General features: G+C 57.9%; 18 protein-coding genes. 6 read left to right on the top strand and 12 right to left on the bottom strand.

Features of this window, described 5'->3' with window-relative positions; all coding sequences use genetic code 11:
• The first annotated feature begins 104 nt into the window (after positions 1-104).
• On the top strand, positions 105-1,058 hold the full coding sequence (locus QD228_RS01795; protein ID WP_077371708.1) for a Nudix family hydrolase: 954 nt from the start codon (positions 105-107) through the stop codon (positions 1,056-1,058).
• 128 nt (positions 1,059-1,186) lie between these two features.
• Here the strand turns inward: QD228_RS01795 and yacG are convergent, their stop codons facing one another.
• From yacG to pilB, 5 genes are all read right to left on the bottom strand, one after another.
• Positions 1,187-1,432 (bottom strand): DNA gyrase inhibitor YacG, encoded by a 246-nt coding sequence (yacG, locus tag QD228_RS01790; protein WP_084209207.1) that lies wholly within the window; start codon positions 1,430-1,432, stop codon positions 1,187-1,189.
• Entirely contained in the window at positions 1,425-2,072 is a 648-nt protein-coding gene (coaE, locus tag QD228_RS01785; protein WP_279874253.1) for a dephospho-CoA kinase, read from the bottom strand. Before coaE ends, yacG begins: the two co-directional genes overlap by 8 nt.
• Entirely contained in the window at positions 2,072-2,932 is an 861-nt protein-coding gene (locus QD228_RS01780) for an A24 family peptidase (RefSeq protein ID WP_279874252.1), read from the bottom strand. Before QD228_RS01780 ends, coaE begins: the two co-directional genes overlap by 1 nt.
• A gap of 99 nt (positions 2,933-3,031) precedes the next feature.
• A complete protein-coding gene (locus tag QD228_RS01775) occupies positions 3,032-4,270 on the bottom strand; it encodes a type II secretion system F family protein (protein ID WP_279874251.1) in 1,239 nt (412 codons plus the stop codon).
• Positions 4,271-4,515: 245 nt separating this feature from the next.
• Entirely contained in the window at positions 4,516-6,252 is a 1,737-nt protein-coding gene (gene pilB / locus QD228_RS01770) for a type IV-A pilus assembly ATPase PilB (RefSeq protein WP_279874250.1), read from the bottom strand.
• Between the two features lie 762 nt (positions 6,253-7,014).
• Here pilB and QD228_RS01765 point away from each other — a divergent pair.
• Positions 7,015-7,455, top strand: a complete 441-nt coding sequence (locus tag QD228_RS01765; protein ID WP_279874249.1) for a pilin — start codon at positions 7,015-7,017, stop codon at positions 7,453-7,455.
• Between the two features lie 71 nt (positions 7,456-7,526).
• The gene (locus QD228_RS01760) at positions 7,527-9,254 is read left to right on the top strand and encodes a hypothetical protein (protein WP_279874248.1); all 1,728 of its coding nucleotides are present in this window, start codon (positions 7,527-7,529) and stop codon (positions 9,252-9,254) included.
• 31 nt (positions 9,255-9,285) lie between these two features.
• On the opposite strand, the gene QD228_RS01755 is transcribed toward QD228_RS01760, so the two are convergent.
• From QD228_RS01755 to QD228_RS01730, 6 genes are all read right to left on the bottom strand, one after another.
• A complete protein-coding gene (locus QD228_RS01755; RefSeq protein WP_077371726.1) occupies positions 9,286-9,588 on the bottom strand; it encodes a hypothetical protein in 303 nt (100 codons plus the stop codon).
• A gap of 124 nt (positions 9,589-9,712) precedes the next feature.
• Positions 9,713-10,993, bottom strand: a complete 1,281-nt coding sequence (locus QD228_RS01750; RefSeq protein ID WP_279874247.1) for a cation diffusion facilitator family transporter — start codon at positions 10,991-10,993, stop codon at positions 9,713-9,715.
• A 78-nt stretch (positions 10,994-11,071) separates the two neighbouring features.
• On the bottom strand, positions 11,072-12,631 hold the full coding sequence (locus QD228_RS01745) for an ABC transporter permease (RefSeq protein ID WP_279874246.1): 1,560 nt from the start codon (positions 12,629-12,631) through the stop codon (positions 11,072-11,074).
• Entirely contained in the window at positions 12,621-13,346 is a 726-nt protein-coding gene (locus QD228_RS01740) for an ATP-binding cassette domain-containing protein (protein ID WP_077371734.1), read from the bottom strand. Before QD228_RS01740 ends, QD228_RS01745 begins: the two co-directional genes overlap by 11 nt.
• 3 nt (positions 13,347-13,349) lie before the next feature.
• Complete coding sequence (locus QD228_RS01735; protein ID WP_136938484.1) at positions 13,350-14,231, bottom strand: putative selenate ABC transporter substrate-binding protein; 882 nt, start codon at positions 14,229-14,231, stop codon at positions 13,350-13,352.
• A 119-nt stretch (positions 14,232-14,350) separates the two neighbouring features.
• Positions 14,351-15,208 carry a MurR/RpiR family transcriptional regulator gene (locus tag QD228_RS01730; RefSeq protein ID WP_077371737.1) on the bottom strand — a complete coding sequence of 286 codons (858 nt, stop codon included), beginning with the start codon at positions 15,206-15,208 and terminating at the stop codon, positions 14,351-14,353.
• Between the two features lie 372 nt (positions 15,209-15,580).
• Here QD228_RS01730 and zwf point away from each other — a divergent pair, with 372 nt between their 5' ends.
• The 3 genes from zwf to QD228_RS01715 all read left to right on the top strand — a co-directional run bounded on the left by zwf (position 15,581) and on the right by QD228_RS01715 (position 18,516).
• Positions 15,581-17,071: a glucose-6-phosphate dehydrogenase gene (gene zwf, locus QD228_RS01725; protein WP_077371740.1), complete on the top strand. Its 1,491-nt coding sequence runs from the start codon at positions 15,581-15,583 to the stop codon at positions 17,069-17,071.
• A 1-nt stretch (position 17,072) separates the two neighbouring features.
• Positions 17,073-17,771, top strand: coding sequence for a 6-phosphogluconolactonase (gene pgl, locus QD228_RS01720; protein WP_279874245.1), 699 nt, complete (start codon positions 17,073-17,075; stop codon positions 17,769-17,771).
• Between the two features lie 82 nt (positions 17,772-17,853).
• Positions 17,854-18,516: a bifunctional 4-hydroxy-2-oxoglutarate aldolase/2-dehydro-3-deoxy-phosphogluconate aldolase gene (locus tag QD228_RS01715; RefSeq protein WP_077371743.1), complete on the top strand. Its 663-nt coding sequence runs from the start codon at positions 17,854-17,856 to the stop codon at positions 18,514-18,516.
• 220 nt (positions 18,517-18,736) lie between these two features.
• Here QD228_RS01715 and QD228_RS01710 read toward each other — a convergent pair whose 3' ends face one another.
• Positions 18,737-19,831 carry a 2-dehydropantoate 2-reductase gene (locus QD228_RS01710; RefSeq protein WP_279874244.1) on the bottom strand — a complete coding sequence of 365 codons (1,095 nt, stop codon included), beginning with the start codon at positions 19,829-19,831 and terminating at the stop codon, positions 18,737-18,739.
• Positions 19,832-19,860: the final 29 nt, after the last annotated feature.

The following is a 19,860-nucleotide window of genomic DNA, read 5'->3' as shown; positions in this document are numbered from 1 at the left end:
TGAGGGCAGAGGCTTACGCTGAAACGGTAATGCAACATCTCCCGCAGGCTTCGCCTCATCAGGGTGGAGTCGGATGTACAACGCGAGTCAAAGGTACAGGCATCATGCCGAAGCGAAGGGTTCACGTGGCGGCTGCCGCCATCTTAAACGAACAGGGCCAGGTCCTGATTGCACGCCGTCCCTCGACGGTGGATCAGGGCGGCTTATGGGAGTTTCCGGGTGGCAAGCTGGCGCCCTACGAAACCGGTCTGGAAGCGCTCAAGCGTGAGCTGTGCGAAGAGCTGGGTGTCGAGATCACGCGTGCTCAGCCGCTGATCCGCATTCATCACGAATACCCGGACAAGCATATCCTGCTGGACGTGTGGGAAACGCGTCAGTTCAATGGCGAGCCCTTTGGCCGCGAAGGGCAGGCAGTGCGTTGGGTCGAGATCGAGGACCTTTACAAATATGCCTTCCCGGCTGCGAATCTGCCGATTCTGCGCGCGGTCTCGCTGCCACGCGAGTATCTGATCACGCCGGAAGAGGCTGATGAGGGAATCTTCGAGACACGCTTGATCCGTGCATTGGATGAAGATGGCGTGCGCCTGGTACAGCTGCGTGCCAAGGAACTCGATGAGGCGGCGTACATTGCCCGGGCCGAGAAGGCGCTGGCGATCTGTCATGCACGTGGTGCGCGTCTGTTGCTCAATGCCGAGCCTTCCATGCTCGACAAGGTCGATGCGGACGGTATCCACCTGACCAGCGTGCGTCTGGCGGAGCTGGCAGAGAAGGGCGAGCGTCCGATCGCGGCCAACAAGTGGTTGTCCGCCTCGACGCATGACCAGGCACAGCTGGATCAGGCGGGACGGGTGACCTGTGATTTCGTCAGCCTTTCACCGCTGCGTGTCACGCCTTCCCATCCTGAGCGTGCGCCACTGGGGTGGCATGACTTCCAGGAGCTGGTCGAGCAGGCCTGCATGCCGGTCTATGCCCTTGGGGGCATGTCGCGCTACGACAGTGACCATGCGCGCGCCGTCGGCGCCCAGGGTATCGCATCGATCCGTGACTTCTGGAAGTGATGATCGCGCGTTGATGGCAGTTGCCTGAACGAAAAAGACCCTCGAGGCCAGCCTCGAGGGTCTTTTTTTGGCGAGCATCTTGAGCGTCGAGCTTGAGCCAGTCTGAACCAGCAGGGCTCTCTCGAGCGCTACTGCTGATTCATGTCGCGCTCCATGCGTGCCACCATCTCGTCGATGCTGGTCTCGTCCATGGCCGGCTCGCCGGCGATGCTGTGGGACTCATCAGCCCAGGCGCCGAGGTCCAGTAGCTGGCAGCGCTTGCTGCAGAAGGGACGATATTCGCTGGCGGCGCTCCATGCCACGGGGGTTCGACATTGCGGGCAGGCAACGGACAAGGGCGCCTTATGGGGCTGTGAGGACGCGGAGTCAGACATCGGGAAGCTCCTGAAATGATGCATTGGAGGCGGCCAGCGAGCGATAGCGGACATCCATGGCCGCGACCTGCTCACGCAAGCTCGCCTGATTGCCGTTATTGTCGATGACATCGTCGGCCTTGGCCAGTCGTGTCTCGCGCGGCAGCTGGGCCGCGAGGATGGCGCGTACCTGCGCTTCGCTGACACCATCGCGGCTCAGCGTACGCGCCAGCTGAACATCCTGGCTGACATCCACCACCAGGGTGCGTGAGACGAGGCTGTCCTGGCCGGACTCAAACAGCAGGGGAGAGACCAGCAGGCGATAGGGGCTGGTCATGGCCGCCAGGTGTTGCACGATGCGCTCCCGGATACGCGGATGGGTGCAGCGCTCCAGCCATTGACGCTCCTCGGAGGCAGCAAAGATCCGCTCGCGCAGCGCGGCGCGATCAAGCTCGCCCTGCGCCGTGACGATCGACTCGCCGAAGTGGGCGATGATCTCGGCCAGTGCGGTTTCGCCGGGACGCACGATCTCGCGCGAGACATCATCGGCGTCCACCCACTGGATGCCGAGCTCTCCGAACATCCGTGCCACACTGGATTTTCCGCTTCCGATACCGCCCGTCACCCCGATGATGGGGCCTTGATTGAACGCAGTCGTCATCAGGCACCTATCACGCTGAGGTAGAGGCTCATTAGCGGGGTGCCGAACAACAGCGCGATCCAGCCTGCCACGGCCAGATAAGGGCCGAATGGCATGGGGGCTCCCCGCAGGCGCGGCACCAGCAGTTGCAACAGGATGCCGAGTACTGCGCCGAGTCCCGCAGAGAGGATCAACAGCAGTGGCAACCACTGCCAGCCCAGCCAGGCGCCCAGTGCCGCCAACAGCTTGAAATCGCCATAGCCCATGCCTTCCTTGCCAGTCACCAGCTTGAACAGCCAGTAGAAGCTCCACAGCACCAGATAGCCGGCCATGGCACCAATCACGGCACTGGGCAGCATCAATGGCTGGAAAAGCAGTTGGTAGGCGAGACCGGCCCACAGCAACGGTAGCGTGATGGCATCAGGCAACAGCTGGGTGCGGAAATCGATCACTGACAACACCAGCAGTGTCAGACAGGCGCCGAAGATCCACAGGCTCTGTGCTTCCAGGCCGTAGATCAACGCGATGGAAGCGCCGAGCGCGCCACCGGCGAGCTCCACCAGTGGATACTGTGCACTGATACGGGTATTGCAGCTCGCGCAGCGGCCGCGGCGTTTCAGCCAGCCGATGACAGGGAGATTGTCATGCCATTTGATTGGGGTGTCGCAGCTAGGGCAGCGTGAGGCAGGCACCAACAGATTGAAGCGTGGCGACGCTTCCGGCTCCAGCTCCAGCGCTTCACGTGCTTCTGCACGCCACTGACGCATCATCATCACCGGCAGGCGTGTGGTCACTACATTCAGAAAACTGCCGATCAACAGGCCGAAAATCCCCGAGAGGCAGGCCTGAAGAGCGGGGGAGAGGGAGGCGAGAGAATCCACGGAACATCCTTGTCAGAAAAGCTGGACTGGAAATGAGGCGGCCGCGCCCCTTCGGGTGTCGCGGCCGCCTGTCATGATGAAGCATCTGACCGTGAAGTATCAGATAGCGTTGCCGAGTTCGAAGATCGGCAGATACATCGACACCACCAGCCCGCCAACCAAAGTGCCCAGCACCACGATGATCAGGGGTTCCAGCAGTGAGGTCAGGGCATCGACCTTGTTATCGACGTCTTCTTCATAGAAGTCGGCCACCTTGTTGAGCATGGCATCCAGAGAGCCGGCTTCTTCTCCGATGGCCACCATCTGCACCGCCAGCGTGGGAAATAGCTGAGTATTGCGCATGGCAAAGTTGAGCTGCTGACCAGTGGAGACATCCTCCTTGATCTGGGCGATCGCGCGTTCATAAACCTTGTTGCCGGAAGCGCCTGCAGCAGTATCCAGTGATTCTACCAGCGGCACGCCAGCCTGAAAGGTGGTGGCGAGAGTGCGTGAATAACGTGCCACGGATGACTTGTCGAGAATATCACCCAGCACCGGAATCTTGAGCATGAAGCGATGCATGGCATAGGCGAACTTGTCGGAGCGCTTCATGCCTTGAGCGACAAGTATGCCTGCCAGAATTATTGCCATCAGAGCGATATACCAGTAGCTCTGAGCATACTCGGATAACCGTATAGTCATTTGGGTGAATGCAGGTAGTTCAGCACCAAAGCCCTGGAACAGGCTCTCGAATTGGGGGACAACCTTGATCAACAGAATCGCCGTCACCCCGATGCCTACGCCAATGACGGCGATGGGGTAGTAGAGCGCTTTTTTCACGCGAGCCTTGAGGGATTCGATCTTCTCCTTGTAGGTCGCGACGCGGTCCAGCATCTTGTCGAGGGCTCCGGCCTGCTCACCTGCGGCGACCAGGTTGGAGAAGAGATTGTCAAAATGTTGCGGGTGCTGGCGCAGCGCTTCCGAGAAGCTGGCGCCCGCACCGACCTGACTCATCAGATCTTCCACCAGGTGGCGCATGCCTGGACTTTTCATGCTCTCGGCAACGATACCGAAGGCCTGTAGAACGGGGACGCCGGCGCGAATCATCGTCGCCATCTGTCGAGCAAACATGGTGACATCCTTGCCGCTGACTTTCTTGCTGCCACCGAACAGGGCGGATTTCTTGCGCAAACGCTTGACGACGATACCTTGGCCGACCAGCGTATTCTTCACCTGGTCGACATTGGCGGACATCAACTCGCCCTTGACCTTTTCACCACGCGAATTCTTGCCCGTCCATTGCCAGGTTTCTATGCCCGCCTTCTTCTTGTCTTTCTTGGCAGTTCTGATCGTCGCCATGTCGGTTGTCATTCCCTGATGAATGAGAGTCCCCGTCTTGACTCGCGAGACTCATGTTACACGTGAGCAGGCCAGTGGCTGCTCCTTCCCTTTGCCGCGATTTACACTGCTGGCAGTCAGTGCATGAGTGACCTGCTCATCGCGGTGGGAGGTAATCCATGTTCAATGTGCCTGATGACTGAGCAAAAGTCAGCGCTGGTGAAGATTGTTCACATCGGCGCTGTCAACGCTCCAGCGTGCTGTCATCAATCCTTGGTGATACGGTTGACCTCTTCCAGCGAGGTCATGCCCGCCATGACCTTGCGCAGGCCGCTGCGGCGCAGATCCGATAACCCTTCCTTGCGCGCCTGGTCCGCCAGTTCTATCGCGGTGCCTTCCCGCATGATCAAGCGGCTCATCTCATCAGAGATGGGCATCACTTCATAGATGCCGACGCGTCCCTTGTAGCCCAGCGTGCATTGGCTGCAACCCGTTGGGCGATAGATGGTGGCATTGTCCAGATCTTCCGCACTGAAGCTATTTTCTGCGCTGAAGCCCATCGAGGCCATGGCTTCCTGGGGGATCTCGGCAGGTTGGCGACAGTGGGGACACAGGCGCCGCGCCAGGCGTTGCGCGATGATCAAGGAAACCGAGCTTGCGATGTTGAAGGGCGCAATTCCCATGTTGCTGAGGCGCGTCAACGTTTCAGGGGCAGAATTGGTATGCAGGGTCGAGAGCACCAGGTGGCCTGTCTGCGCGGCCTTGACGGCGATTTCCGCGGTTTCCTTGTCCCGAATCTCCCCGACCATCACCACGTCGGGATCTTGGCGCAGGAAAGCGCGCAGTGCCGAGGCGAAGTCGAGTCCTATCTTGGGTAGTACGTTGACCTGATTGACACCCTCCACCTTGAGCTCGACCGGGTCTTCCGCGGTCGAGATATTGCGCTCAGGCGTGTTGAGGATGTTCAAGCCGGTATACAGGGTGACGGTCTTGCCGCTACCGGTAGGGCCGGTGACCAGAATCATGCCCTGAGGCTCGGCAAGTGTCTTCTCGAACATGGCACGCTGTTCCGGCTCGAAGCCCAGCGCCTCGATCCCCATCTTGGCGGAACTGGGGTCAAGAATACGCAGTACCAACTTCTCCCCGTAAACGGTTGGTAAGGTGTTGACACGAAAATCGATGGAGCGTGACTTGGACAGGCGCAGTTTGATGGCGCCATCTTGAGGCAGACGTCGCTCGGAGATATCCATGCGCGACATCACCTTCAATCGCGCCGAGATACGGTTGCGCATGTTGAAGGGCGGACGAGTATTCTCGACCAGCATGCCATCGATACGAAAGCGAATCCGGTACGTGGATTCATAAGGTTCAAAGTGAATGTCCGAGGCGCCACGTTTGATGGCATCCAACAGTACCTTGTGAACGAATCGCACGACTGGCGCATCATCACTATTGGCCGTGATGGCCATATCATGGTTGTTGTCTTCTTCGCCTTCGAATTCGAGTCCATCTAGAGCCTCGCCATCTTCGCTCAGCATGTCCATGGCGCTTTCTTCGCCGGCTTCCAGATATTGCTCTAGCGCAGGTGCGAGTTGATCGGCTGCGACCAGTACGCTTTCAATCGACAGGCCGGTGGCAAACTGCAATTCATCAAGGTGAGTCAGTGTCGATGGCGAGGGCACGCCGACGGTCAAACGATGTTCGCGTCGATAGAGCGGCAGTACGCCCAGCTTTCGCAGTACCTTCTCTGGCAGCTCATCAATGCTCGGGAGTGAATCGATACGTATTGCATCGAGATCCACATAGGGCAGCCCGTATTCCCATGCTGCCACCAAGGTGGCCTCACGTGCCGAAGCCAAGCCATGAGTGATGACATGCAGCAGCAGACTCTCGCCAGCTTCATTGGCCTCCTGCTCAGCCAGCAAGGCAGCCTGAGGCTCCAGCAAGCCTGATTCCACCAGGCGAGCGGCAAATCCCTTCAATGTCTGATCACTCTGGGGCATAGAAAAGTCCTGTGGCGAATCTGAAAGTCTGTCTTGCGGCTAGTGTCGATGAGCGCCGCGATACCTGACAGCCCCCAATACCGTTGCACGCTCTCGCCATGGTGGTGAGTTGCGAGAGTGCTGATGTTGTCTCCAGTGTAGCCTGATTGGCACTTGGCAGAAATGCCGGCACCCTCACTTTACCAGCCCACTCCCGAGCTAGAGGCTTGGAGGCAGCCGTCAGTGCCTCAGTCGGACTCGGCGATGTTCGAGCGGTGGCCAGGAGAAGATCCACTGATGGCGTGTCTTGAGAGGCTGACTTGCAGGGCAAAAGAGGGAGGGTAAAAAGGAGAGATCAAAACTGGCCCTTGAACGCCGTCTTGTCATCAGACTGCCATCAAGGAGGGGAAGTCTGATGTAGTCAGGCAGTTGCAGTGAGCGTTGAGCTGCGTTGGTTTGATGGGCTGAAAGAATTTCATGGTGTTGCTTGCAATGTGACCGAGTGTAATCTATTGTAACTCACAAGCAGCCGTCAGCGCCGCCTTGAAAGCGACTTGCGACATGGCAATGGCACCTGAACTGTGGCTGTGGTATCAATCGTCCCGTCCGGTCGATACCCCGTGATATCAAAATGTTATGCTAACAATGGTGAGATGCTGATACAGAGTCGCAACGCTCGACACGGCATGTCACCCTAAGTAACAGTTTGGTGTTCAGGGACAGTAACCGGGGTTTCAGGACGTACGACCTGATCTCACTACGCAAAGGCAAGGGAGTCACAACATGACACGCAAGCAACAGGCAGGTTTTACATTGATCGAGCTGATGATCGTGGTCGCGATTATCGGTATTCTGGCAGCCATCGCGATTCCGCAATATCAGAACTACGTTGCTCGTTCACAGGTTGCGCGAGTAATGAGCGAGACTGGCACGCTGCGTACTAGTGTAGAAGAGTGTATTCTTAATGGCAGATTAACTGTTGGTGAAGCATCAGGCCAATGTGATATTGGCGCTACTGACTCAAATCTGATGACTAATAGTCGCCCGGCTATTACTAGTCCTCTTACAGAGACTTCTACTATCGTAGCCACATTTGGTGGTAATGCAGCCGCTGCATTGAGTGCTGATACGCTCACTTGGACACGTGACGATGATGGTGGTTGGTCTTGCTCTACTACTGTCGATGCCAATTACGTTCCTAATGGTTGTGGGGCTGGTTCTTGAATATCCTTGCATTTTGATGAAAGCCGCGCCTTGAGCGCGGCTTTTTATTAGTCATATTGTTATGGTGTAATATGTTTAAGATATTCTTCCTTTTATTCCTTTTTGTCTATCCATTATCGTCTATTATATTGAATAGTTTTGGTGGGCGATTTATAAATCGTTTTCCTGAGATTGATGTTAATTTATCCAGTTTTTCTTTAGAGGATTATCTTTCTGTTATTTCCTACTTTATGATTATAGTGTCGTATTCGCTATGGCTTGCTTGCATTGCCAGTTTTTTTATGAATATTAAAGAAAAATATCTTAGTAAGATCAACAATGCCTTGGCTTTTACGCTTATTTATCTTTCTATAATATATCTGCTCGAAACGATAAACGGCATAGAGTTCCCTGGTTCAAATTATAAACATTTTTATTCAGATAAAATTATAGGTTATTCTTTTGTAAATTTAGGTACGGTATTCATGATGTTTGTAGGGGGTGGAATTTTCCTTTTTAACCGCCTTAGTTGTAGAGAAAAGGTCTACGGCGTTATGCTATGTGCAATACCGCTAGGTTTATTGCTATTCAATTATTCGATAAATTTTGTTTCAAGGGTCATCGCTCCTAATAAAGTGAATGAAATTGCTTATTTAATAGGAATTGATGCTGTTAGAGCGGATGCTTATGAAGATTTAAGAGAAAATTCTAAATTTATCAACGATAATCAAGAGGTTTACTTGAATGCCTATACACCGGTAGGTAGAACCTATGCTTCATGGAATGTACTAACTACAGGTGAAACTCCATTAAATAATGGTATAAGATTTAATCTGTCAGCTAAAGCTCCTAAATGTACACTTTTTAAGGAATTCGAAAAGAATGGGTGGAATATCATATATGGCTCAGATGAAAAAAGGTTTAATCATATAGGTGATAACTGTAAATTAAAAAACAATATTGGAGCTTCGGCGCAAGCTTTAGATTTTATAGGAGCATCACCATTTTTTGATTACCCTATGCTTAATTTATTATCCGGATATGATTATTTGTTCAAAAAGCTCCTCCCGTTTCATGTCCATAACCGAGCAAACTATATCACTTACGATCCTAAAAGAGCAGCAGAGTTTTATGCCAATAAAATAGGTGCAATGTTGACATCTGGCGATAACTTAGTTGTATTTCATTTAACGCTTCCTCATCTTCCTTGGGAGCATAAGTGGTCCTATGATAAAAAAAAGACTAATCATGAAAAATATGAGCAAATGGTGATGGATGTTGGTTCTGCAGTTGATAAGTTTATGGGGTTTACTGCTGTGCCAAGTAATAGACTGAGTGGTGTGATCTGGTCCGATCATGGAGAAAGTTTTTCAGGTGTGCATTCGCATGGAAAGTATTGTTGTAATGATGTATCTGGCCATGGTACTTCCGAAAAGATTGTTGAGCAATACAATAATTTTATTTCATTTTCTAAAAACATTGATAGAGAAATAGCTTATAGACATGATAGCTTTATAACTACGATGGATGTGTTTCCCACGCTAGCTAAGTGGTATATAGGTATAGATATTTCTAGCGATGGTTGTAATTTGTTGGATAGTTCCTCTTGTGAAAAAAGAAGGGGGCTAACTATTGAGACTGGTTATACTCTAGATGCTATGCTTAAAGCTAAAGTTAATATTGACGAGATTGTTCACAAAAGTGTAGGAGGATACCAGATACAAAACGGACGTTTATCCCTAAAGCCAGAGTTTGAGAAATCTTTAACTCTTGAGAAAAGATATAGTATAGTGAGTGGGGATACTATCCTAAGAAATTAAATAATGCTGCCCAAGAGGGCAGCATTAAAAATCAATAAAGCGCCTCTTCCTCTTCCACCACATCCTTCAGCAGCTCCAGGAACAGCTTATCCGCATCGGAATGTTCTGCCGGATCTTCCGGGATATGGATACTGGTAGTGTCAGAAATCTCGTTGGCGATGATGGCCAGCACCGCTTGCTCGCTTTTTCCTTGTTCTGCTCCTTCCTTGAGGCGCGCTCGCGCCACCACCAGTGACTGCTCGAGAATCTTCGGGTCTTGCAGCAGCTTGCGAATGAAACCTTTCAGTTCATTGATGATGCGTGTCTTGTGCATTTCGCCGGATGCGTTGCTCATGGCGTGCTCCTTGGGTGTTTGTGTGATCACTGAAGATGGGCAAGGTGACGAACATCATCGTCACTAGTGGGTTCGTTGAGGCACTGCACCGCCGCGCAGACTGCTGTGTATCGCAAAGTGTAACTCACGTTTCGGCGTCTTGGGCACGCGAAATGATGCTGAGTCTTACCGTTCCCAGCCAGCGGATGTCCTTTGCCAGGCGTTGCAGTTCGTCGACAGTCGTGTTGCGTGAGGCAGGTGCCAGGTTACATTCGCTGAGCGAAGTGAGTGCCTGATCGGCAACCTCCAATTGGACATCGACATGTGGAGCACTCGAGGGAGCAGAGGGGGGTGTGGTGACATGATTGACATAGTGAAGCATCAGCCCGCTGCGTTCTTGCCATACAGGGTGTGACTGCCAGCAGACATCAAGTGCAGTGATGATCTCGCTGCGCAGCGGCAGTGGCTGCATGGGTGTGGGATGTGTCGTATCCGCCTGGCCGATATGTGAATCGTCTTCGGGGTCGATGTGGTAGAGCACATCGCTGAGCTGGGGGAATTCTGACTTGAGGCGTGCCACGGCGTGATGGCCGATGGCATGACCTTCGGAGACGCTGATGCGTGGCGCGACCAGCAGGTGGACTTCCAGCACGATACGACCCGCGAGCGTGCGACTGCGAAGATCATGTGCGCCACGCACTTCCGGCAATGACAGCAGGCATTCACTCATGGCGCGTTGTTGTTCGCGTGGCAGAGCGGTGTCGATCAATTCCCGTGAGGCTTCCCACGCCAGCGATACGCCGATCTTGCCGACCATCACCGCGACGATGATGGCAGCTATTCCATCCATCCAGCCTGCCCCGAGCTGAGTGCCGATCAAGCCCACCAGCACGGCGACGGTCGAGAGCGCATCGCTGCGTGAGTGCCAGGCATTGGCTTCCAGCAGTCTGGACTTCTGTTTGCGAGCCACCTTGAGCGTTGCACGAAAGATGGCTTCCTTGGCGATCAAGGAAATCACCGCGACGCCGATGCCCAGAGCCCCTGGCAGCGGAATGCTCAGCGTGCCGAATATCAGCTCCCAGCTGCGCAGCACACCTTCCCAGCCGATTGCACCCGCCACGGCGATGAGCAAGCTGCCAAGCACCAGCGTGCCCAGCGTCTCGATGCGCTCATGCCCCCAGGGGTGGGAGCGATCCGGTGCCTGACGACCGAAGTGAGTGGCCACCAACACGAAGGCATCCGTCACCAGGTCTGACAGTGAATGGATGCCATCGGCGATCAAGGCTTGAGAGCCGACCAGCTTCCCGACGATCAGCTTAGCGATGCCCACCACCCCATCCAGCGCCGCGCCGATCAGAGTGATGCGCTGCGCCTCACGTCTGGCCTGTGCGGCAGAATCTGTCTTCATCTGAGCGGATGTCGTCATGGGAAGCTCGCGGCAGGCCGGGTGTGAGGGAAGTGACTGCTTGCACATGAATCGAATGCAGGTCAGCAAGGAGTGAGGTCAGCGAACGCAGCTGTCTTCGGCGATTTCATGCGTCGGACGCAGACGGCGCGCGACGCTGTCCACGACGATATTGAGTATTGCGGTCAGCAGCAGCAATGCAAAGGCCTGGTCGAACATCAGATACTCGAAGCTCGAATCGATATGGAAGCCCAGCGTTGCCACGCCGAGCATGCCGAGAATCGCCGTCTCGCGAATGATGGTCTCGGCGCGATAGAAGAGTAGTGCGAACATGCCGGGCGCGACTCTCGGGTTGATCTCATACAGCCAGCTTTCCAGTCGTCCGCGGGGCTTGCCGGGCGGCAGCTGGATCTGGTTGGCATGCCGTGCACACAGAAAGGCGATGATGGCGCCATTGTGCAGGGACAGTGCCAGCCAGGCAGGCAGGAGCGAGGGGCCCAGCAGCAGCAGCAGAATGAAGGCCAGCATCAGCTCAGGGGTGGTGCGCAGGAAGATCATCAGCCCTTGAGTGGCCTGTCGGGAGACACGATTGCCCACATGTCGGCTGGCCAATGGCCACAGCAACATGGCGATCAGCAGGCTGCCTGCGGTGCCCAGCAGGCCGAGCAGCAGGGTGTTGCCCAGCGCGGACAGCAGGTGGGGCAGATGGCTCGCCCAATCCAGCAGATCAGCAAGTAGCTGGCCGGAGATCAGTGATTCGACGCTGGCATTGACCAGCGGCGCTGGCCATATGTCGTGGCTGAGGAAGCGCCACAGCAGTGTCGAATTCACGTCCGGCCACGGCCCCAGCCACCAGAGACTGGCGACTCCCAGAAAGGGCAGCAGGCGACGATGTCCCCACCATGGCAGCGTGGCGATCAGCAGGTAGAAGATCCACAGCAGAGCGCCGGCTTCATGGTAGCGCCCTTCGCGGAAAGCACTTTCCAGATAGAAGCCCAACGTCGGCAAGCCGACGAAGCCCAGCAGGACGCTGGCGCGTAGCGCGCACTCGAAACGGTAGCGGGTATAGCTCGCCATTCGCGACCATGCCAGTGGGAGTTCTGCATACACGAAGCACATCAGGCGTGATGTGGTGGCAGGCAGAGCGCGGCGCGGTGCCTGGGGGACCTGTTCCAGTATCTCGGCGTAGACCTTGGCGAAGGTTGCCGCGTAGGGGATGGTGATCGCGGCCAGCGCCGTGATGGCGGACAGGCCGAATACCTGCAGCAGCAGCAGTGCCCAGAACAGCTCATGCACGGCCCGCAGGCCGGCGCAGACAGCGCGCAATGCTCGTGAGCGGGAGTAGAGCAGCGCAAGGGGCAGTCCCAGCAGCGCCCCCAGCAGCGTCCCCCATAAGGCGAACGCCACCGTCAGGATCAAGGCATGCACTGGTGATTCCAGTGCACTGGGGGCCGGCATCACCAGGCCATTCAGCATGCGGCCAAGTTCCTGCCATGGCTCCCGTGAGGTAATGGAGAGATCACCGAAGGGTGCCAGTATCAGCATGGCAGCCAGCAGGCCGATACCGAGCCGCAGCAGGTGTGAGCCTTCACTGCGCGCCTGCCACCAGCGTGGCGGCTTGCGCAGTCTGGAGAGCGCGAGGCCGGGTTCAGTCGACATCAAGTGGCTCACTGCTGGCGGCAGGGTAGAGGCAGTCGAGGTCCTGCGGCTTCAGGTCGTCGGTATTGGCGTCGAGCAGTACCTTGCCGTTGCCGTTCTCATCCTTGCCCAGACCGATGACACGAGTGAAGTGAGTGAGTGCCAACTCCTTCTGGTGAAGCGCTACCACGCTGGTGGCATGGCGAGAGTGAATCCAGTGGATCAATTGACTGGCCTGATGCGGGTCCACGCTCGCCACGGGCTCGTCCCCGAGAAACAGATCATGTCCCTGATAAAGTGCCCTGGCGATGGCCACCCGCTGACGCTGTCCACCGGATAACGCCTCGACCGAGCGCTCCATCAGGCCGGCGATGCCCAGAGGTTCACATACGGCGGCGACTGCCTGCCAATGAGCGGGCCTGGGGCGCAGCAGATTGAGCAGGTTGGTCAGCGACGATTGCTGATCCAGCCTGCCCATGAAGATGTTGTGATACACGGAGAGCTGAGGCACCAGTCCTTGACGCTGAGGGCACCAGGCTGCAGGCGTACCCTGCTCGTGCAGGGCGCTGCGCAAGGCTTCCAGCAGCGTGGACTTGCCCGCACCGCTGGCGCCAAGCAGAGCGACGCGCTCGCCATGCTCGAGTTGAACGTCCAGATCGCGCAACACCACCTCGGCGCCATGGCCGAGGTGGTGTCGTGACAGGTGCAGCAGGGGAGAGGGTGTTGCCTGGGTCATGACTCAGCGCAGCAGACCGAGTTGCTCGCCAACCGTCTTGATCGGGTCGTAGTCATCATTGCTGGCCGGGATGAAGCCGGAGCGCGGGAAGCTTTCCAGCAGGTCCGGATCCTTCATGTCCAGCAGCGCCTGAGTGAGGTGCTGCGTGAAGTCCGCACCGTAGTGGCTGTCGGCATCGCCGCGCACTGTCCACTGATAGTCGGGGTAGGCCGGAGTTTCCCACAGTACCTGGACCTTGGCGGGATCGACCTTGCCATCCTTGACGGCGGCTTCCCACACGGCGTAGTTCACGGCGCCCACGTCGTAGGTGCCGGCGGCAACCAGCGCGATGGTGCGTGAGTGATCACCGGAGAAGCCGACGCGCGAGAAGACCTTCTCGGGGGCGTCATCGAACTGTTCGCGCAGATAGTATTCCGGCATCAGGCGCCCGGAAGTGGAGGTCTTGGCACCGAAGGTGAAGGAGTGGCCTTCCACGGATTCGGGCAGCGTCTCCAGCGGCGTCTGTGCATCGCCGGCCAGCTTGAGATCACGTCGTGCGATGAAATAGCTGCGGAAGGCGGCATCTTCCACACCCTGGGCGATCGCCTGGGAGCCCGGCACCAGCTGGCGGGCCTGGACACCGGTGAGGCCGCCGAACCATGCCATCTGGATCTGATCATTGCGGAAGGCACTGACCGCGGCGCTGTAGGACTTGACCGGCACGTACTCGACATCCACCCCGAGCTTCTCTTCCAGGTAGTCGGCGACCTTGTCAAAGCGCTCCACCAGACGCGACTCATCTTCATCGGGAATGGCAGTGAACTTGAAGGTCTCGGCTTGCGCCAGACTGATGCTGAAAGGCAGGGCAGAGAACAGGGTCAGAGCAGCAGTGGCCAACCAGCGCATGGGGGCTTCCTCGGCATTCACGACATGGGAGATCATGCAGCCAGCGGCCGCATGCAGGTTCATGGCGCGTATTGTTGTGCCTTGGCGGCATCGGTGCAAGTCCACCGCTGCTTGAACCGTCAGGATTCCGGCGGAAAACGGGTGTCCTTGAGGCTATCCTTGATCTTCTTGAGGTGATGCTGGAAGTCCACGCCACGCCTGAGCGTCACGCCGGTCGCCAGCACATCGATCAGAGCCAGATGGATCATGCGCGAAGTCATCGGCATGTAGATGTCGGTGTCCTCCGGTGCCATGACTTCCAGCACCTCGGTACACTCGCGCGCCAGCGGAGAGTCCGGCGCGGTGATGCCGAGCACGGCGGCACCGTTGCCGCGCGCCAGCCTGGCGATATCGACCAGTTCCCGCGTGCGGCCGGTATAGGAGATGATCACGATCACGTCACCGGTATGGCAGGCGGCCGCGACCATGCGCTGCATCAGCACGTCTTCATAGGCCATCACGGGCAGATTGAAACGGAAGAACTTGTGCTGGGCATCTGCCGCCACCGGCCCGGAAGCCCCCAGACCGAAGAAGCAGATCTGCTTGGCCTGGCTCAGATAATCCACCGCACGTTCGATGCGCTTGGCATCAAGGGCGCGGCGCGCATCATCGAGAGCGGCAACCGTGGCGCCAAGTATCTTGTCGCCATAGGATTCGGCGTCATCATTCTGCTCGACGCTGCGCGAGACATAGGGCGTGCCACCGGCCAGACTCTGGGCCAGCTTGATCTTGAAGTCCGGGAAGCCCTTGGCGTCGAAATTGCGACAGAAACGGTTGACGGTCGGCTCGCTGACCAGCGAGGCCTGAGCGAGTGCCGCGATGCTCATTCCCGTGGCGGCCGACGGATCTGTCAGAATGACGTCAGCGACCTTGCGCTCTGAACGATTGAGGTCGTCGAGACGTTCGCGGATGCGGTTGATGAGGTCGTGTACTGCCATTCGCCGATTACCTTGCCATTGTGTAGTGAAATAACTACGTAATCTGGGCATCCTAGCCTCACTCGTCTGGCAGGCCAAGCATCCCTTTGCCTCGGACGATGCTCCAAGCTCAGTGAAACGTCCGCCGGCTACCACTTTTAGGTAAGTTTACCTACTTGTTGGGCGATTTGTCTTGAGAGAGCGCGACGTTATCGCTACATTTGTTGTTAATATAACCAGCCATGTATCGCCACAGCCGTCCCGGTGTCCCACATGCCTCTTGAAATCCTGCGTGCTGCGCCCCTCGCGTCGCGCTATCGGAGATTCAGGGAGGGCACCACCGTATCGGCCAGCCAGGCATGCAGGGCAGTTTCGACGGGAGAAATCGGCTGCATGAGTTCCGACACCATTCCGGGCGTGGATATTGCCCTGTTCGGCGCCTTGGGCGACCTCGCCAAGCGCAAGCTGTATCCAGCCCTCTATCACCTTGATCGCGATGGTCTGCTCGACAAGGCAACTCGCCTGATCGGCCTGGCGCGTCAGGACGTCAGCCTCGAATCCTTCAAGGAAACCGTGCAGGCCTCGCTCAAGGAGCGCGTCAAGCCGGAGCATTTCGAGAAGGCTGCCATCGAGCGCTTCCTCGCCCGTATCAGCTACGCCGCGCTGGATTTCAGCACGGTGGAAGGTTACTCGGCCATCGCCGACTGGCGGGTTGACGCCAAGGGCAAGCCTTCGCCGCGCCCGCTGATGATCTACCTCTCCGTGCCGTCACGCATCTATGGTGACATCAGCAACAACCTGCAGGCCGCCGGTTGTCTGGATGAGAACTCGCGTGTCGTGGTCGAGAAGCCGATCGGCTCCGACCTGGAAAGCTCCGGTGTCATCAACGATGCCATCGGCGCGGTATTCCACGAGTCGCAGATCTATCGCATCGATCACTATCTGGGCAAGGAAACCGTTCAGAACCTGATCGCACTGCGTTTCGCCAACCCGATGTTCGGCAATCAGTGGAACCAGAACCACATCTCTCACGTCGAGATCACCGTGGCCGAGAAGGTCGGTATCGAGGGACGCTGGGGCTACTTCGATCAGGCGGGTCAGCTGCGTGACATGGTGCAGAATCACCTGCTGCAGCTGCTGTGCCTGATCGCGATGGACCCGCCGTCCAATCTGGACGCCGATGCCATTCGCGATGAAAAGGTCAAGGTGCTCAAGGCCTTGCGCCCGATCACCGGTGAGCGTCTGAACACTGATCTGGTACGTGGTCAGTACATCGCGGGTGCCGTCGATGGTCAGCACGTGCCGGGGTATCTGGAAGAAGAGGGCGCCAATACCGAGTCCTCCACCGAGACCTTCGTGGCTTTCAAGACCGAAGTGTCCAACTGGCGCTGGGCAGGCGTGCCGTTCTACCTGCGTACCGGCAAGCGCATGCCCGAGAAGCTGTCACAGATCGTGATCCACTTCCGTCAGCAGCCGCACTACATCTTCGATCCGGACCAGCGCTCGCTGGCGGCCAACAAGCTGATCATTCGTCTCCAGCCCTCCGAAGGCATCTCTCTGCAGGTGCTGACCAAGGACTCCGGTCTCGACAAGGGCATGCGCCTGCGTCCGGGTCCGCTGGATCTCGACTTCAACAGCGCCTTCCCCAAGCGCCGGATTCCGGAAGCTTACGAACGTCTGCTGCTCGAGGTCATCAAGGGTCAGCAGTATCTGTTCGTGCGTCGTGACGAGATCGAACACGCCTGGCGCTGGGTCGATACCCTCATCGATGGCTGGGAGTCGCGCGCTGCCACGCCGCGTCGTTACCCGGCGGGCTCCTGGGGGCCGGTCTCCTCCATCGCGATGATCACGCGTGATGGTCGCAGCTGGTATGAGGAGTATTGAGATGGCTGTCGACATGACACAGAGCACCACCCAGGACCCGCGCCAGCAAACTGCCGAGTCTCTGGCCGAGTATCTCGCGGCAGCACTGACCGCTGACCTGGCGGCGCCTGAGGCTCGCGCACTGCTGGTGGTCTCCGGGGGCTCGACGCCCAAGCCGTTGTTCGCCGCATTGCGTGACAAGCCGCTGGACTGGTCGCGCGTGGACATCACCCTCGCGGATGAGCGTTGGGTGAGTGAAGACGCCGACGACAGCAATGCCCGCTTCGTGCGTGAGCATCTGTTGAAGGGCGCAGCCGCTGCCGCGACCTTCCATCCTCTGACCAACGCCGAAGCAGAGCCAGAGGCGGGTTGCCAGGAAGTGAGTGCTCGCATCGCGGCACTCTCCTGGCCGGCCTCCGCGGTGATTCTCGGCATGGGGGGCGATGGTCACACGGCTTCGCTGTTCCCGGATGGGGATCGCCTGCAGGAAGCGCTGACCAGCCGTGATTGCTGTGTGCCGATGCGTGCCCCCAGCGTCCCGCAGGCGCGCATCACCCTGAGCCTCGAGCGCTTGCGCCAGACGCGCCGTACCGTGCTGCATCTGACGGGCACCGACAAGCAGGCCGTGCTGTCACGTGCGCTGGGCGATGTCGAAGCCGTCAGCGAGTTGCCGATCCGCGCCTTCCTGTCCGCGCCCCTGGCGCTGTACTGGGCCCCCTGATCCTATCGGCCACGGCGCTATCAACCACATCAGCGCCGTGGCGTACTAGACAACATCAGCGCTGCGGCGCAAGGAGAACGCCATGAGCTTCGAAAAACAACTTCCCTCGACGCGCACGACCGAGATCGACAGCATCTGCCAGAAGGCTTCCGTGCTGCCGGTGATCGCCGTCGAGCGCATCGAGGACGCCGTGCCGCTGGGCAAGGCGCTCTATGAAGGCGGCTTGACCGTTCTCGAGGTCACCCTGCGGACTGACTGCGCTCTCGAGGCGATTCGCCGCATGCGTGAAGCGCTGCCCAATGCCAGCATCGGTGCCGGCACCGTGCTCACGCCGGAACAGTATCGCAAGGTGGAAGAGCTGGGCGTCGATTTCGTGGTCACGCCGGGTACCACCGAAGCGCTCTATCAGTATGGCGTGACCAGCAGCGTGCCGATGCTGCCGGGCGTCGCGACCGTGTCCGAATTGATGACCGGCTGGCAGTACGGCTACCGCCGCTTCAAGTTCTTCCCGGCCGAGGCCGCGGGTGGCGTGAATGCCATCAAGTCCTTCGGTGGCCCGATCAGCGAAGCACGCTTCTGCCCGACCGGCGGCATCACGCTCAACAATGCCGGTGACTATCTGGCACTCAAGAACGTGATGTGTGTCGGCGGCAGCTGGGTGGCGCCGCAGAAATTGATCGATGCAGGCGACTGGGATGGCATTCGTGAGCTGGCGCGCGAAGCGTCCGAGCGTTTCCACCACTGATTTTCGTCAGGTCAGCGGGTTGCCATACGGCAATCGGTGGCCTGACGCGCAAGACCGAACATTGCTGCTCTCTCTCGACAGCTTGGCTGTTGCTTGTGACCCGTCTCTCGCGAGGCGGGTCTTTTTTTGGCCGAATGCCAGAGAATGACGTCGAGGCGGGCCAGCAGTCACAGGTCTGAGGCTATGGCTAAGGAGGGGGCGGGGATCCAGCGCTAAGCGCTCAGGGCTGTTGACTGCTCAGGTGAGTGTGGAGTTGCTCGAGCAAAGGCAGGTCATCGGTCAGTGACAGCCCGTGACGGAGGGCAGCGTGTCGCAACGGGCCAAGGATGGCCTCCACTTCCGTGGTGCGACCTGCCAGCACATCCTGAAGCATCGAGGCACGGTTGTTCGCCGTGGCACGGATGACCTGGTCGACCAGGGCCTGCCAGCCATTCGTTGGCGGGGCGATACCCTCGGCTTCCAGCACACGAGTGATCTCGTCGACGGCCTGGCGCACCATCAGGGAAAAGGGACGATCACGCAGCTGTCCATTGCGAATCCGAAAGCGTGCCACGAGTGGATTGATGGCGGCATTGACCGCCAGCTTGTGCCATAGGCGAGTGCCGATGTCGGCACTGAGGTCACACTCACGGCCAGCCGCCTGCAGCCAGGCAACCTGCCTTTCTGCGGCCGCCATGGCAGAGGAGGAGGATGTCGGGTCGGCCTGCGATGACCAGGTGCCCAGCCAGGTCTGGCCATGGCCGGCGTGTTGCACGGCCAGGCGTTCTGGGAGAGTGTGCGTGGCAAGCGCGGTCGATTCCGGAATCCAGGCACCCTCGGTAGTACTGGCGCACAGCAGTTGAGGGTGCTGCTCTGCCAACCAGGGTTGTGCGCTCAGCCCGTTTTGCCAACAGGTAACCGGTGTCCGTGAGTCTATCAGCGGCGCGACGTGTGCCCAGGCGGACTCGATGGCATGTGACTTGGTGGTCAGCCAGATCGCGGCAGGTGGCGGATATGGAGAGATTTTCAGCTGGTCAATCGAGGCATAAGTTATCTCTGCGCTAACAGCTTGGCCTTCTGGTGAGGTCATATCGATCGTCACCATCTCGCTGACGGATGCTCGGCGACCCACCAACAGAAGGTTTGGCAATGTGCTCCTTCCCTGCGTTGCCATTTCGTGCAGGCGGGCGTGAGCGAGCGTGACCGCCAGCAATCGACCGATGGCCCCGGGGCCGACGATCCACAGCCAATCGCCTGCAGCGGCAGGACGCTGGGAAAGTGAATCGAAAGCCGTCGAGAGTGTGTGATTGTCGTCAGCCGGCGTGGAAGTCGTCATGCGTGATTTCTCATCATGGGTGAGCGGGC

This window comes from Cobetia sp. 3AK, from assembly GCF_029846335.1.
GTDB lineage: Bacteria > Pseudomonadota > Gammaproteobacteria > Pseudomonadales > Halomonadaceae > Cobetia > Cobetia marina.
Note: the sequence above shows the minus strand (reverse complement) of the source record. Positions and strands in the feature narration are given on the sequence as shown.

What these genes read in the sequence shown, in the direction of transcription:
- QD228_RS01740 (WP_077371734.1), bottom strand. Translation starts at nt 13,346, where the DNA reads ATGACCCAGGCAACACCCTCTCCCCTGCTGCACCTGTCACGACACCAC.
- yacG (WP_084209207.1), bottom strand. Translation starts at nt 1,432, where the DNA reads ATGTCTGACTCCGCGTCCTCACAGCCCCATAAGGCGCCCTTGTCCGTT.
- QD228_RS01710 (WP_279874244.1), bottom strand. Translation starts at nt 19,831, where the DNA reads ATGACGACTTCCACGCCGGCTGACGACAATCACACACTCTCGACGGCT.
- QD228_RS01750 (WP_279874247.1), bottom strand. Translation starts at nt 10,993, where the DNA reads ATGACGACATCCGCTCAGATGAAGACAGATTCTGCCGCACAGGCCAGA.
- coaE (WP_279874253.1), bottom strand. Translation starts at nt 2,072, where the DNA reads ATGACGACTGCGTTCAATCAAGGCCCCATCATCGGGGTGACGGGCGGT.
- QD228_RS01755 (WP_077371726.1), bottom strand. Translation starts at nt 9,588, where the DNA reads ATGAGCAACGCATCCGGCGAAATGCACAAGACACGCATCATCAATGAA.
- QD228_RS01735 (WP_136938484.1), bottom strand. Translation starts at nt 14,231, where the DNA reads ATGCGCTGGTTGGCCACTGCTGCTCTGACCCTGTTCTCTGCCCTGCCT.
- QD228_RS01745 (WP_279874246.1), bottom strand. Translation starts at nt 12,631, where the DNA reads ATGTCGACTGAACCCGGCCTCGCGCTCTCCAGACTGCGCAAGCCGCCA.
- pgl (WP_279874245.1), top strand. Translation starts at nt 17,073, where the DNA reads ATGGCTGTCGACATGACACAGAGCACCACCCAGGACCCGCGCCAGCAA.
- pilB (WP_279874250.1), bottom strand. Translation starts at nt 6,252, where the DNA reads ATGCCCCAGAGTGATCAGACATTGAAGGGATTTGCCGCTCGCCTGGTG.
- QD228_RS01775 (WP_279874251.1), bottom strand. Translation starts at nt 4,270, where the DNA reads ATGGCGACGATCAGAACTGCCAAGAAAGACAAGAAGAAGGCGGGCATA.
- QD228_RS01730 (WP_077371737.1), bottom strand. Translation starts at nt 15,208, where the DNA reads ATGGCAGTACACGACCTCATCAACCGCATCCGCGAACGTCTCGACGAC.
- QD228_RS01715 (WP_077371743.1), top strand. Translation starts at nt 17,854, where the DNA reads ATGAGCTTCGAAAAACAACTTCCCTCGACGCGCACGACCGAGATCGAC.
- QD228_RS01760 (WP_279874248.1), top strand. Translation starts at nt 7,527, where the DNA reads ATGTTTAAGATATTCTTCCTTTTATTCCTTTTTGTCTATCCATTATCG.
- zwf (WP_077371740.1), top strand. Translation starts at nt 15,581, where the DNA reads ATGAGTTCCGACACCATTCCGGGCGTGGATATTGCCCTGTTCGGCGCC.
- QD228_RS01765 (WP_279874249.1), top strand. Translation starts at nt 7,015, where the DNA reads ATGACACGCAAGCAACAGGCAGGTTTTACATTGATCGAGCTGATGATC.
- QD228_RS01795 (WP_077371708.1), top strand. Translation starts at nt 105, where the DNA reads ATGCCGAAGCGAAGGGTTCACGTGGCGGCTGCCGCCATCTTAAACGAA.